Source organism: Streptococcus infantis (assembly GCF_019929665.1).
Taxonomy (GTDB): Bacteria; Bacillota; Bacilli; order Lactobacillales; family Streptococcaceae; genus Streptococcus; species Streptococcus infantis_H.
The window spans coordinates 178,489-192,061 of record NZ_JAHZPZ010000003.1; the positions used below are offsets into that span (position 1 = coordinate 178,489).

General features: G+C 30.3%; 13 protein-coding genes. 7 read left to right on the forward strand and 6 right to left on the reverse strand.

Translation table 11 applies throughout. The features are described 5' to 3' along the window. The first annotated feature begins 3 nt into the window (after positions 1 to 3). From K1I61_RS06530 to esaA, 3 genes are all read left to right on the forward strand, one after another. The gene (locus K1I61_RS06530; protein ID WP_223333964.1) at positions 4 to 810 is read left to right on the forward strand and encodes a hypothetical protein; all 807 of its coding nucleotides are present in this window, start codon (positions 4 to 6) and stop codon (positions 808 to 810) included. Beyond that, positions 810 to 1,121: a DUF4176 domain-containing protein gene (locus K1I61_RS06535; protein WP_223333961.1), complete on the forward strand. Its 312-nt coding sequence runs from the start codon at positions 810 to 812 to the stop codon at positions 1,119 to 1,121. The genes K1I61_RS06530 and K1I61_RS06535 overlap by 1 nt, the downstream gene beginning before the upstream one ends. A 196-nt stretch (positions 1,122 to 1,317) precedes the next feature. Then, positions 1,318 to 4,005: a type VII secretion protein EsaA gene (esaA, locus tag K1I61_RS06540; protein ID WP_223333959.1), complete on the forward strand. Its 2,688-nt coding sequence runs from the start codon at positions 1,318 to 1,320 to the stop codon at positions 4,003 to 4,005. A gap of 308 nt (positions 4,006 to 4,313) precedes the next feature. On the opposite strand, the gene K1I61_RS06545 is transcribed toward esaA, so the two are convergent. The 5 genes from K1I61_RS06545 to K1I61_RS06565 form a co-directional block, all read right to left on the reverse strand. Next, complete coding sequence (locus K1I61_RS06545) at positions 4,314 to 5,159, reverse strand: FRG domain-containing protein (RefSeq protein WP_223333957.1); 846 nt, start codon at positions 5,157 to 5,159, stop codon at positions 4,314 to 4,316. Positions 5,160 to 5,261: 102 nt separating this feature from the next. Then, the gene (locus K1I61_RS06550; RefSeq protein WP_223333955.1) at positions 5,262 to 5,951 is read right to left on the reverse strand and encodes a hypothetical protein; all 690 of its coding nucleotides are present in this window, start codon (positions 5,949 to 5,951) and stop codon (positions 5,262 to 5,264) included. A 77-nt stretch (positions 5,952 to 6,028) separates the two neighbouring features. Further along, positions 6,029 to 6,679, reverse strand: a complete 651-nt coding sequence (locus K1I61_RS06555) for a hypothetical protein (protein WP_223333953.1) — start codon at positions 6,677 to 6,679, stop codon at positions 6,029 to 6,031. A 16-nt stretch (positions 6,680 to 6,695) separates the two neighbouring features. Beyond that, the gene (locus K1I61_RS06560) at positions 6,696 to 8,201 is read right to left on the reverse strand and encodes a serine/threonine-protein kinase (protein ID WP_223333951.1); all 1,506 of its coding nucleotides are present in this window, start codon (positions 8,199 to 8,201) and stop codon (positions 6,696 to 6,698) included. Positions 8,202 to 8,214: 13 nt separating this feature from the next. Then, positions 8,215 to 8,988 (reverse strand): hypothetical protein, encoded by a 774-nt coding sequence (locus K1I61_RS06565; protein ID WP_223333949.1) that lies wholly within the window; start codon positions 8,986 to 8,988, stop codon positions 8,215 to 8,217. Positions 8,989 to 9,203: 215 nt separating this feature from the next. On the opposite strand from K1I61_RS06565, the gene K1I61_RS06570 reads away from it, so the two are divergent. The 3 genes from K1I61_RS06570 (at position 9,204) to K1I61_RS06580 (ending at position 11,089) form a co-directional block, all read left to right on the forward strand. Then, complete coding sequence (locus K1I61_RS06570) at positions 9,204 to 9,998, forward strand: hypothetical protein (RefSeq protein ID WP_223333947.1); 795 nt, start codon at positions 9,204 to 9,206, stop codon at positions 9,996 to 9,998. Positions 9,999 to 10,175: 177 nt separating this feature from the next. Further along, on the forward strand, positions 10,176 to 10,352 hold the full coding sequence (locus K1I61_RS06575; protein WP_223333945.1) for a hypothetical protein: 177 nt from the start codon (positions 10,176 to 10,178) through the stop codon (positions 10,350 to 10,352). Further along, entirely contained in the window at positions 10,319 to 11,089 is a 771-nt protein-coding gene (locus K1I61_RS06580; protein WP_317627984.1) for a type ISP restriction/modification enzyme, read from the forward strand. Before K1I61_RS06575 ends, K1I61_RS06580 begins: the two co-directional genes overlap by 34 nt. A 315-nt stretch (positions 11,090 to 11,404) precedes the next feature. Here K1I61_RS06580 and K1I61_RS06585 read toward each other — a convergent pair whose 3' ends face one another. Beyond that, the gene (locus K1I61_RS06585) at positions 11,405 to 12,757 is read right to left on the reverse strand and encodes a hypothetical protein (protein WP_223333944.1); all 1,353 of its coding nucleotides are present in this window, start codon (positions 12,755 to 12,757) and stop codon (positions 11,405 to 11,407) included. A gap of 268 nt (positions 12,758 to 13,025) precedes the next feature. Here K1I61_RS06585 and K1I61_RS06590 point away from each other — a divergent pair, with 268 nt between their 5' ends. After that, positions 13,026 to 13,457 carry a sigma-70 family RNA polymerase sigma factor gene (locus tag K1I61_RS06590; RefSeq protein WP_223333942.1) on the forward strand — a complete coding sequence of 144 codons (432 nt, stop codon included), beginning with the start codon at positions 13,026 to 13,028 and terminating at the stop codon, positions 13,455 to 13,457. The last annotated feature ends 116 nt before the right edge of the window (positions 13,458 to 13,573 follow it).

Consider the following 13,573-nt stretch of genomic DNA (forward strand, 5'->3'; position numbering starts at 1 on the left):
CATATGAAATTAGTAAAAAAAATAGTAAGTAGGGCGACAGAAAACACTCTTTTACAAATAGAGACTATTAGTCAACTTACTTCAATTCTAGGATTAGTTGTAGGAGTGTTAGCATTATGCTTAAATACTAAAAATGATACAAAAATATGGGCGATAATATTTATATCATTAATGTGGGTTGCTCTTATTTTAGTCATATATTTACGATTTATTTCCAATAGAGTAATCTATTTAATGTTACATGAAGCTATCAATCTTGAACTGTATGAGACTATGTTCCAGGTTGAAGCAGAGAAATCTATCAAACCCTATAAAGCAACGTACCAAGAAAATTTCCATTTTGTTAAGGGGCAAGTCAGTTTCCTAAAAGGAGATTTTCAGTCTGCAAAAGAAAATCTAGCAAAGATTAATTTTAAAAAAATTTGGAAGAGATTCAGGGGAGACTTATTTCTAAGAACAAGCTCCAATCAATTGCTAGTTTCCATTCATCTTCAAGATGCACAAGATATTGCTTTCTTTGAGGAACAATTGTCCAAGGCGCCAGATTCGAAAGGTGGTAAGGCTAAACTGGTTGCTCAAGCTCAAGCCATAAAAGACATTGTGTTTAATCAAGAAGTGAACGACTACTTCGATACCACTGAACCAGAAAATAAGTTAGCTCGAATCATGTTCTCTTATTACGGAGCTCTCAATGCCCAATTAAAAGGAGATGAAGCTCGTGCTCGCAGTTTGTTTGAAAGCATCGTCCATGAAAATCCAGAACTCTTTTATGTTCAGGAAGCGAAGAAATATTTAGAAGGAGAAAAGTGATGTCAGAACGTACAGCTTTACCGATTGGGAGTGTTGTTCGAGTGAGAGAAGGTGTAGAACCTGTCATGATTGTTAATCATTGTCCAGTTACCGAAAAAGACGGCAAGCAAGGTTATTTTGACTTTGGAGCTGTCAGTCTCCCAATAGGGCTTATTAATCAAAACATTATCTTCTTTAACAAAGAGGATATAGATGAAGTTCTATTCTTTGGTTACATCGATCGTAGATTTCAAGACTTTTTGAGTCGTTATGATGAGGAAGTCTCAAAAATCACTTATGACCATTTCACCATAGAAGACTTCAAAAAATGACATACAAATCCTAGAATTTCATTCTAGGATTTTCTATATGGTGAGAAAATGAAACGACTAGAAATTTAGTATACAAGTCAGTACATAAGCAAGTTACGAATTGCTAAGTGTTATTCATAGAGTAAAGATTATAAGTATTCCTTGCTGGACTCTAGTATTCGTGGTATAATAAAGAGATAAATGAGAGAGGTTTGTTATGAAAAAAATAATTATAGGTAGTAGTGTTTTTGTAACTTTGTTGGTTGGTTCAGGGGCGACATTTATTTATTTAAAGAATCAAGAAATTTCTGTAACAAATAAGGTTAATGATCGTAAATTGAATATTGCTCTGGTAAATGAAGATGCTGGAGGGACATTAAATGGTAACGCCTATAACTTAGGAAACGATTTCACAACCTTATTATCAAAAGATAGTACAAATCAATGGACTGTCATGACTCGTAATGTTGCTGAAAATCGATTTGAAAATGGATCGGTTGATGTAATTGTTTATATCGAACAACAGTTTTCAGAAAAAATAGCTCAACTGGAAAGTTTTAATCCTGATAGAGCAAAGATAACTTATAAAACTAAATCAAATTTAGATCCAGTTAAATCTAAGAATGTTGAGCTACGAGTAGGTGAGCACCTTAATACTATTAACCAAAATGTTATAAAAATGTATTTTTCAAGTGTTATCAACAATTTAGATGATGCTAAAAGAAATGTTGATAATATTGTAAATGAACAATCTGGCACGCATACAAAAATTTCTCAATATATCTATGGCCCGTCAAACGAAGCAAGTCAGTCTATGTTAAGCACTTTGGACTTGGCTTCAAATCTACAGAAAATGAATTCGTCTTATGAAGATTCTCAAAAGGCTTTTTCTGATTCTGTTGTTAGTCTTTTAAATAATACAGGGATAGGCTTAGACAAACAACTTACGGAAGTTAAAACTTATTTTGATTTTCAGAAGGGTATATTTGAGAAGAATGTCTTAACAACCAATAACACATTGAAAGAACAGCATGAAGAAAATTCTAAAATTATAGATGGTTTAAATGATTCGATGCTTAAATCATTGTATCGATTTGGAAATAGTACAGCTGAGGAAAAATCTGAACAAGCTAAACTAGAAAATTTAGTAGCTGATTATCATAAGGTTATTGTTGATTATCAAGGTAAAACAAAAGATAGAAAAACTGAATTTGAACATCTCAAAACAGAATTAGAAGCAGAGAAAAAGAAAATATCACTCTTTTATTTTGGTAAAGAAGATGTTGATTTAAAATCGGACCTTACTTCGGATGCTAAAGCAACACTTGTAGATCAGATTAATAAAAGTTTGATTACTGAAAATCACTTGCCTGAAACTTATCAAACTTTAATTCGTTCAAATCTAACAGATATTAGTATTGAACCAACTGATTACCAAACTTTATTTAGTAAATTGGAGAAACTCAATGTTCTAACAGCTGATCAAGTTAAAGAATATAATGAAAAAATAGATTTACTTAAGAATTATACTAAATTTGATAAGAAGGCTACTTCTATAAGTGGATTACCTGTTTTTGAATTTTTATCGATTGAAAATGATAAGCTCGATAAAGTAACAGAAACGATGGAATTGACAGTTAAATTACCCCAAGCTGAGTCTAAAACTGTCGAGGCATCTGTGACAAAACCATCAAGTAGTTCGCCTGAATCATCAACGGTAGTTGAGGGTAGCGGAGTTTCTACCAGTTCTGAAGGGACAAAATATTTATCTCCTAAAGCTAAAGTTTATGTTACAGGAGATGCTACCTTAGTTGGAGGAGAGCAAACTATAACAGATGATAAGCCTTATACTATGACGGTTGAATATACTTTAGAACCACATTATGGGAAAAATGAAATTTCATTTGAAGTACACATTGGTGAAACTACAATTCCTATCAAGAAAACTATTTATCGTAGTGATAAAGAAGAGTCAGATGTTTTAGTGAAAAAAGATTTAAAACATATTTTTGATAAATTAAGTAAAATCGATCGTACAACTGGTATGATTCAAGCAATTTATGGAAGTCCAAGTAGTTCCTCTATTAATTTTTCTGCCTTATCACCAGATTCTGTTTACAATATGTATGGTAATATCAGTCGTGATGATATAGCGGCTCAGTTGTCAGAAGATCAAGTTGCTAAGTTTAAAGAGTCAGGTATAGCTTTGTTGGAACAAATTCAAAACTCTTTGGAGTCATTAGAAAAATCAAGTGACACATTGCCTGAATTGGCTGAATCTGAGTTACCAAATGATTATTTCAAAAATCAAATTACAAACTTAGCTGATTGGTATAACAATTCGATTAAGACCTTATCAACCGAGTACGATAAGTGGAAGGAAACGAAAGCGAAACAATTGGAAGTGACGGGTACAGCTTCAGATGCTAATAGCGGAACATTAATAAATGATAGTGAGTCATCAAATCGCTTATATAGTTCAATTGAATCATTAGTGTCTACAACTTCTAATGGATCAAAAGAAACTAGTCAAAATCATGAGGCGGTTGGAACTATGAAGGATCAGTTTACTCAATTTGTTGACCAAGTTCAGACTATTAAAGGTAATGTTGATAAGACTATTTCAACTACGAATGATTTGATATCTAATGAAGCAGAAGTTATTCAAGGGAATAGAGACTACGCAGAGTCCTTTAAAACTGTTATGAAGAATATTCGTGATGGTGGAACGACCAATCAAAATGTGATGAATTTTTTATCTAATCCAATTGAAACTAAAAAAGAAACATATGAAGCGCCAATTTCAGTGGATAATAACAGAGTATGGGTTATTTTAGCGATTATTTTGTCAGCAATTTCATCAGCAGGAATCACATATTGGTTGACAAAAGAAAAAGTCAAATAGTGTAGATAATAAATCTCATAATGAAATAAGGTCAGGCAGAAAGTAAAATAAAAGAAACGTATATTATTAGGTGTTTAAAACCCCCTGCTTTAAAGCAATTCTTGAATTTTCAAAATTCAATGTATTGCACTAAAAATTAACCGAATGACTACATTTTTTGTGAAATAAATTAGATGTTCGGATATATAGAAAACGCTCTAGTCATATTGTCTAGGGCGTTTTCTATATTATAAAATTTATTCAATCTATTATTTAGATAATTTCTTATAAAAAAATGCTAGAAATTTTGTTTAAATGTTAAAACCAACCTATATTTTGTCAGTTTTATTGGCAATTTCTTCTGCTATCTGTGATAACTCTTTACTATCAACTCCAGTTCCATAAATTGTAGCTTTATTAATGTTTAATGAATTTAGATGTTTTCTTATTTCTACAGCTTTTTGGGGATTGATTTTAAGTGCTATACCAAAATCCGGAATTCTAGCAAACCAATCGGGAGATTTCAAGTGTCTAGCTTCATGAAGCGTAAATACACCAGATTGTCTAGAAATTCTTTGACACTGCAAATCCAGATTACTTTTGACCGCAAGTGGGCTAAGATTGAAGGGGGTATTATTTAAATCCTCAAACCACTCTGTAAAACACTCATCATTTAGTTCATCAACAATTAGAGGTTCTGTAATATGAATCTCATTCGAAACCACCCTTGAATATTCATTTAACTTATTAGGATGTAAAACATAAATGACTGGAAATGGGCCATCTTCAACATATTTATAGTTATCCAAAGCAAAATATAAAGCTACAAGAGGATCTGTAGACCAGTCTAGTGCAGGTGTTTGTAAACCATGATGTTGACCAATGAATGTATAATGGAATAAATTGAAATCAGAGTTATAATTTTTTTTATGTTTAAATTGATTTCTAAATTCTATAATCTCATCTTTAAAATTTATAAAATTTTTATACTTAATTGGGTGAACCTTATTATCAGCAGGCATATCTAAAATTTGATTCCTAAAAATATTAGGTCTTAAGGACCAAGAGTCATCTCGATGCCCTCTATACCAGAGTTCCGTATTAGATTCTAAACTATATTCTATAATAAAATCTATGTAATCTTTTAAACTATCTATTTCCTTTGTATATTTCATTGTTTAATTCCTCTCAATTATCAAAATAGTATTAGCTTTTTAATATATCCAAACACAAAGTTGTAAAATTTCTTTTTTTATTGATATGTTTAATAATAACATCTATTTACGGCATTCTGGAATAAAAACATGAGTAAAATCAGGATTTTCAGAAGGCCATTTTATGAATATTCTCCGACCGAATACGTTTTGATTAAACTTGATTTCTTCTATTTCATAGTATATTTCATCATCCATATTAGTACTTTTGTTTAAGAAATTTAAGATTTTTTGTTCAAATTTCAATTGTCCAGTATATGCTTTAGAATTTCTATTTGCTCTATAATCTTGAGGTGAGACGTTGCTTTTATTCCCTAGACCAAAAAATTGTTGAACTTTGAATCTATTTTCCTTAAGTTCATTCTCTGTAAGTAGGAATTTATCAAATGAATCGGCAATAAAATGCCCTTTGTCCTTAATGATCTCTTCTGAAGTAGAATTTATTTCAGTATTATTACTCCCAGTAATATTATGATTCACAATATTTAGGCTAGATACGAAATAGTTAGCGTTTGGTTTTTTTCTAAGTATAACCTTCCACATTATTGGATTGTCACGAAATAGAGGTGTTTTAACAACTTGACAATCCTCTTTTACACCATTTGAGAACGTGTAATATTGACCTTTTGTGATTTTCTTCATTTTCAAATTTTTAAATTCATAATTCCAACTACCAATGTTCAACTTACTACCATATTTGTTATGAATAAATGATTCCAATGTGATTTCTAAATCGTTATTTTCTATTGTCATACATTATTTACTCCTATTATTGATTTTTCTATTTCATTAAAATTTATTAATTAAGTTCAATACAGTTTTTACCAATTTTAAAGGCATTTGTATTTGTTGTCAAAAATTTTTTTTGAGTCAACAACAATTTGGAAAAGTTCATATTCAATCTCAGTAAAATAACAAAATATCTCAGCACATTCAATTAAAGTAGGATTTAGTTTTTCTCTTGGGGGCAATCCAACTGAAAATTTAATTTTTCCTACTTGTTCAGAATGTTCGGACCAAAAGGCTTCATGAAATGCGACTTCAGACAAATGAACATAGCCAGATGATTTATTGTATATTTCTTCAATCTCAGGATAATACTCCGAAATTCTCTTCTTAAGATTGAAATCAGTCATCTTTCTGTTTTGATTATCTCTCATATTTCTAATAGTTTTGCCATTTAAACTCTCTTTAATAAAGGCTCTTCTATCCTTTGATATAAAAGCTGCGAAGACTCTCATAAGATTATCAAGTTGTGTTCGTACTAAAATTCCTACACAAGTCAGATTTCTCATTCTTAGTAAGTCTATTATTCCATCAATAAGTTGAACTCGTCTGTTGAGTGCTGAAAGAAAAAAAATATCATCCTCAGTAAGATTTTCACCAATAATACCTTCAGCTATTGTCTTTGATTTTTCACGATATTCTCTTAATTTATTGAAATATGTCTCTATTTCATTGAAATACTCATCATTTGTCATTAGATTTCCTCCTAATCTATCTTTCTAATATGGATTCAATCATTGGTTCAATTCCATTTTCAATCAAGTACTCTATCATATGCTGAGCAGAAAAGCGCTCAACTACATAGGCTATATAGTGTAGAATCTGAGCAGCCACTTCTTTAACATTGAATGAAAATTGTCCTTTTAAAACTCTAAAAGAAAGGCTAGCAAAAGGGTCTGCATATTCAAATCGTTTCAAATATTGTTCGTAGTTAGAATGAATCGTTTGAATGATATAAATCGCGTGTGTATCATCTATTTTCATAAAGACCATTAAGCTTTCAATAAAAATATTATCCTTTTTGATACATGTTTGACATAACTCTCTTGCTGACATTTCATAAATATAGTTTTCTATGTCTTCATCAAAAACACCGTGGTCAATTTTTTCCCAGATTGTTTTCTTAAAAGTCTCGTTGCTTCTAATACTCAGCCATGCGTTTAATGCATTTAACATTTCAGTAGCGTCTTGATACCTATAATCAGGTTCTAAATTCGTAGCTTTTTCACTAACAGAACGAAGTGAGTGTGAAAAAATATTAGAATTTTTAGTCATAACAAAATTAACAATACGTCCCAGTGAATACACATCACTTCGTTTATCTGCATCTTTTAAAAGAGATAGTTGCTCAGGTGCGCAATAAAATAGTTGACCAAAGGAAGTAGTGTCCATTGTTTGATGAGAAGTCAGAGTTTTTAGGTTTTTTCCTAAGCCAAAATCAGCAATCTTAATTATCCCATTCACGAAGAAAACATTAGTCGGACTCAAGTCCCTATGTAGAACATCTCTTTGATGGACAAGAGACATAGTATAAAGTATTTGACGTAATATATTGAGCTTAGAATCCTCTGTCAGCTCACTTCCTTCAATATAATTTTCCAATGTATAATCGGCTTTTTCCATTGTGTATGAACAATTACTACTATCGAAATCAAACACTCGAATAATACTCTCAATATCCGAACAAGACTTAGTTATTTCATACTCTCTTTTTAACCTACTTCTCAACGATTGGCGTCTCACAGATTCCTCATTTAGTTTTTTTACCACTAATCCTGTAGATTTTTGGAAATAAATATCAGCAAAGCCACCCTTTCCAATCTCAACTAAATCTAAATCAATTTCTACTAAATAAAATTCATTTCCCTTTCTTGACAGTTTTAAAGAATAAACAGAACAAATTTTATCTAATTCATTTATTATTTTCTGCTGATGCTCTATAGCATCCACTTCACTTATCTGACGCTCTGTTAAAAGATATTGTTTGCTGAGTATAAGGTTGAAAAATGAATTGATAATGCCTCTAGATGAAAAGTCCAACAGCTTGTCATTTACATATATCCATCTTGTAGGAAAACCCTGACCATAACTATCTTGAGTATGGAAATGGGTATTGAAAAAAGAAACTAGCTGAGGCCCTGATTTATAAGTAAACAGCTCTGTCTCATCTCCACAGAATATCTTTGCTAGTCTTTTGTAAAAATCTGGATTGATCAATAACTCGTCCTCCTTATAGATGGTAATTCTTTAATTTAATAAATGTAGGCAGTAACATACAATCTACTTTCTCAATTAAACAGAGGGTGTCGTCCAGAATAGAAAAAATATAAAATCTATCTTGAAATATAGTTACAAAATAGGTATCAAATCCCTTCGCTTTTAAACTTCTGTATTCAAATAGTGAGTGGAAATCATAATTTAACGCGCTTACAATAATATCATCCGGATTATCTGTCTCAAGTATATCAATCAGCTCAAACGAATATGGAAAAAATAATAAAAGGTTTTTCTGTTTTTCAAGCATTTTCAACACTTTTATGATATCTCTTTCAATACCATACTTTCTAATATTTAAAAAGTTTTCCCCTAATCGAGTGAGCTCTGATATATCTCTTGTTCGGAATGCAACATGAATCTGAGTAGCTTTTACTTCACCGAATTTCTTTTTACTTTCATGAATACCAATTATACCATCGCCATAATTGCTAATGCTCGGAGAAAACAAATGACTAGCTTGTAATCTAGTGCTAGATGATAATAATTTAAAGTCTATTTCATAATTTTTCGATATTGCATCACATTGACCATTATTTTCATTTAACGGTTTAGAGAAAGGAGATTTCCCTTTATCTTTAAAATGAGATGACTTATTAAGTAGCTCTAGTAAATAGTTCTCATAATTACAGTCGGGCTCTCCATCAACAAAATTTTTAATAATAGTAGCTGGTGGTAACAATTTGAATTTTATACGTGGGTCAATATTAGGGTTTAAATTTTCTTCCATAAAAATTCCTCCAGTTTATTATAACATTAACATCTTATAATTTTTACACTTAATACACTTACAACAAATAATTTCTTTGTTCACTAGCTTATGCTACCACCTACCCTTTAGTAACAACTATGGATACCTTATGTATTAGAGTATTTTGTACTATTATGGTATAATAAAATACAAACATCTTTACCTTTCATTTATATAATTAAAAAGGAATAATTATGCCTGAAACAAATAAATATCAGTACTGTATAAGCAACAATGAAATACTTGAACTTCACGTACTAGAAGAGGAATTCTATAGAAACAAACAAGCAACAAGAGACAGATACAGAGGTCAACTACTATGTCCTGGGTGTAAACAAGTACGATTATCTATAAAAGAGAATAGTAATGGAATTTACCTTGCTGCTTACCCCAACTCTGTTCATACAGAAAATTGTGAGTACTTACTTAAACCTGCTGCTAGAAGAGAATTAAGAGTATTCTATGATCAAATCGCTCCTGACAGAGCTGAACAAATGTTAGAACGTATTTTAGATGATAGAATAATTGTGGTAAATCTACATCAAAATCAAAATCCTAATGATGATGTTGATGTTGATGAAGGTGATGATGAAAATTACGAATTGACAAATGAAAATGGTATTAGAAAATACTTGCCTCGAAGATCATTACAGTTAAGAAAAATGGAAGAATCTGACCATCTTGTAATGTATTATGGAGAATGCAGATTGTTTCTAGTGCAAGATAAGTGGAACAACTTCTACCTAAGAATTTTTCGAAATGATGAAACTAGGTATTATCTATGTAGTTTAAAAATTCCAAAAATTGTTTTCAATCATTTATCGGATGAATTAAACTTTATTCCTTGCGAGCAAGATTTCGATGTAAATAATTCTAAGGAAAAATCTGTTCCTGCTAGAATAGCTTTTATCTCTGAAATCGAAAAAAAATTATCGTATTTTAATGGGAAAATAATTCATTCTAAGCTATTAAAAGTAATCCAACTATAAATTAAACACCTTCATAAAATTCTGTAGCAACTATTCTTATAGTTGCTATTTTACTGATTATAAATAGCAATAATATGAATTATCTAAGTATGGTATAATAGTAACAAAAACAGTATTCTAAGCTTTTGGTTGGCTACTATTTAAATAATAGTTTATCTTTCAAAACGGAGAAATAAAATGACTTTTGATAATTTAGTACATCAGATTAATGAACTTGCTGAAACACAGCGAGATCGAGGAACATATTTTGAATATCTAGCACGTGCATATTTTCAAAATGAGCCTACATATCAAAATGAAGTAATTGAAAGTCCAGGTCAATGGCAAAAAAATTTGGACAAGAGAATATTGTGATTGTAACAACTGGTCGTGGAACTTCACGTGACTTTTCTGTTATTGTAACTAATTTACTGCCTGATATCCAGTTACAAATGAATGGCCAAGGCTTTATGCGTTATGACAATGAAGTTGATGAAATATCATTGTTCAAAAACAATGATAATATGAATCAAACGTTTGCTGATAAGTTAGGATTAAGTCTTGATGAAACATTTGCTTATGTATATGGATTACTAAATTCTAGGGAATACCAGGAAAAGTATGCTAATGATTTGAAGAAAGACTTAGCTCGAATTCCTATTGTTAAGAATAAAGAAAAGTATGTTGAAGTTGGTCAGAAATTGATGGAATTACATCTCAACTATGAAGAAGTTCCTGTTTATGAAGGTGTGGAGATTACACCATTCGTTAATCCAAATTACAAAGTAACCAAGATGAGATTCGCTAAAAAACGTGACGAGAATGGGAAATTGGTGAATGACTTATCGACAATAATATTTAACAGTGACATCACCATTAGTAATATTCCAGAAAAAGCGTATGAATATGTTGTAAATGGACGCTCTGCTATTGAATGGATTATTGATCAGTATCAAGTAAAAACTGATAAAAAATCAGGAATTACAGATGATCCAAATGATTATAGTGATGATGAAAAGTATATCTTCAATTTGCTATTAAGAATCATCAATGTGTCTATCCAAACGGTTGAATTAATTAATAGTTTGCCTAAATTTGAGGTGGAGGAGTAAAATGATGGTTGTTAGTTCATGAACCTTTTATATTATACTTTGTGTTTTTTAGTTGCTATTTATAACATTGAAAATTTTTAATATATTATTAAAAACTAATCCAATCGAGTTTGTTGACTATAGTTGTACAAACTGGATAACTAAACGATACAAGAAATTTTAAATATATCAGTAAACTTTGAGTATTTTCAAAGAGCCAAGGTAATTTTAAAAATTGCCTTGGCTTTTTTTGTTACTTATAAATCTCATAATCAATGCAAAATAATTTGAATAAATTATAATACAACATAGTTTATTATCGAAAAACATCTTAAATTATTTATGTTTAAATTTTCTATGTTTAAATTTTCTACTCTCTGTTGAAATATAACTATCTGGATGTTGTTTTTTATACATCTCTTTATTTAAATCATGAAACTCTCCATAAGATTTAATTGTTTCTTTGATTAGTTTTCTTAAACAAGACAGATTCCCATTTTGAAAATAATCGAGTATTTCTTCTCCATGTTCATATTTTTTAACGTATCCAAGATAGTTCCCATCCCAATGGGCATTATCTTCTATTTCACTTTGATATATCGTTAACTCCGTAAGAATACAATCTATATAATTTATTATCCTAGTTGCATGAAGCAACTTTGCTTCATCATCATAAAATTTTTCATCTTTATTTTTATCTTCAAGTATTGATAAAAATATTTCTTCCTCTGGGGAACAATAAATATCCATATACTCCAAGCGACCAGAATCAATTATAGCTTTTTGAATCTCTGCCATTTTTCTTTGTATTGAAATAATAGAATTCAAACTATAATATTCTACATCGATAAATTCATCTACATACTCTTCTAATTTATCCTTCAAAACATCATCATAGTAGGACATTAATACGTTTTCTATTTTTGCTAATCGGTTCTCACCTTCATATTTGACAGGAAAGTTTGAGTTATAGTATTGAATAAAATTTTTTATGTCTATCGAAAAAATATTACCATTATTGAACAAGTAAAATCGATTAATAAACCTAAAAACTCCAGTCATTAGAAGCTCCCAGTGATCCCTAATTAGTATTTGATAAATTTTCTTCACATCATTTACATCTATCATCAATTTTTCAAATACTATGTTCAGTGGAACGTATCCTAAAACTAATCTCCATAAATTTTCATCGTACTTTTCATATAGAATATCAAGAACAAACGCAGTAGGGAAAAATTTGTCTAAGTAATGCTGCTCTTTTGAACTTCCGAAAAAAATTTCATCATATGATTCATACATTAGATTACTTTTTCGAAATCGGTGTAATTCATCTTTTCTTAATCCTACACTAGATTTACAAGGATTAAATTTACAATTATTGTAAATATCTATTATTGTCGTCGGAGTAAATAGATAAGGATTTTTTTTATTAATTTTACCACTTCTAATTTGGCCTATTAACGGAGCGTTAGTCGGACAAATTTCTCGGTTAGATAACATGGGATATCTAGGTTTTGGTTTCTTTTTATTTTTTCTCCCATATTCCCAAAAAAATTCTGTATTAGCTATTTCCCGACGTTCTTTGTTAATAGCATCAATCTTACAATCAAGTCTTATAGAAGCAGACTCTATTAAGTACTTTTTACAATTCTTAAATTTCATTTTTTTAAAAACGTGGTATTTTTCCATCTTTCTTTTTTGTTATTAACCATAATTATACCATGTTTTTTATTTATAATTTTAATAAGAGGTAGTTTTACCTCAAAAATTTACAGTTCTTTTTGATGCGCATCAAATAGACGGATTGAAACTGATATGACGATATGATAACAATGATTATATCTTGCATAGAATTGTTTCGCCGTTTCTTTGGTGTGCCATCACCATCTTTCGGCATTCGATGTTTGCTCATAAATGTTTCTTTCTATCTAATTTGGACTGTTAGAAAAGAGACAATATGGGAAAAATTGAAGAACGTCGCAATACTAAACTGCTAGAGGCCGCCAAAAAGAATGATTGGAAAACAGTATCACATTTGCTTGATCAAACGCTTTCTAATCTTGAACGAAAAGACAGACAAAATCATTTATGTAGTTTAAATACATTAGTTGTAACTGAAGGGAAAGATACAGAACTCTTAGATTTATATACTGATAACACGTATAATCCACTTGAACAATTGCTGGTCAACGAACGCAATAAATATCTAGATAATGCATTATCTAAACTCCCTAAAGATGATCTTCATATCTTTTTAGGAATGACGCTTTATGGGAAATCTGCTTTACAGCTGACTAAAGAAACATCTTTCAAGAGTCATAAAACAGTTAAAACTCATTATGAAGCTACTTGTAAACTTTTGAAGGAGGAGCTAGGAAAATATTTATAAAAAATTTTTTGCAGGAATTACCAATTTCCTGCTTTTTTTCTCCTAATAGATAGGAGGTAAGAAATTATGATTTAGAGTAAACTCGTCTCAGGCCTATAAATGAAAATATTATTTCA

Excerpts from the sequence above, each read along its gene's own strand:
- K1I61_RS06530 (WP_223333964.1), top strand. The coding sequence starts at position 4 with ATGAAATTAGTAAAAAAAATAGTAAGTAGGGCGACAGAAAACACTCTT.
- K1I61_RS06535 (WP_223333961.1), top strand. The coding sequence starts at position 810 with ATGTCAGAACGTACAGCTTTACCGATTGGGAGTGTTGTTCGAGTGAGA.
- esaA (WP_223333959.1), top strand. The coding sequence starts at position 1,318 with ATGAAAAAAATAATTATAGGTAGTAGTGTTTTTGTAACTTTGTTGGTT.
- K1I61_RS06545 (WP_223333957.1), bottom strand. The coding sequence starts at position 5,159 with ATGAAATATACAAAGGAAATAGATAGTTTAAAAGATTACATAGATTTT.
- K1I61_RS06550 (WP_223333955.1), bottom strand. The coding sequence starts at position 5,951 with ATGACAATAGAAAATAACGATTTAGAAATCACATTGGAATCATTTATT.
- K1I61_RS06555 (WP_223333953.1), bottom strand. The coding sequence starts at position 6,679 with ATGACAAATGATGAGTATTTCAATGAAATAGAGACATATTTCAATAAA.
- K1I61_RS06565 (WP_223333949.1), bottom strand. The coding sequence starts at position 8,988 with ATGGAAGAAAATTTAAACCCTAATATTGACCCACGTATAAAATTCAAA.
- K1I61_RS06570 (WP_223333947.1), top strand. The coding sequence starts at position 9,204 with ATGCCTGAAACAAATAAATATCAGTACTGTATAAGCAACAATGAAATA.
- K1I61_RS06575 (WP_223333945.1), top strand. The coding sequence starts at position 10,176 with ATGACTTTTGATAATTTAGTACATCAGATTAATGAACTTGCTGAAACA.
- K1I61_RS06580 (WP_317627984.1), top strand. The coding sequence starts at position 10,319 with ATGGCAAAAAAATTTGGACAAGAGAATATTGTGATTGTAACAACTGGT.
- K1I61_RS06585 (WP_223333944.1), bottom strand. The coding sequence starts at position 12,757 with ATGGAAAAATACCACGTTTTTAAAAAAATGAAATTTAAGAATTGTAAA.
- K1I61_RS06590 (WP_223333942.1), top strand. The coding sequence starts at position 13,026 with ATGGGAAAAATTGAAGAACGTCGCAATACTAAACTGCTAGAGGCCGCC.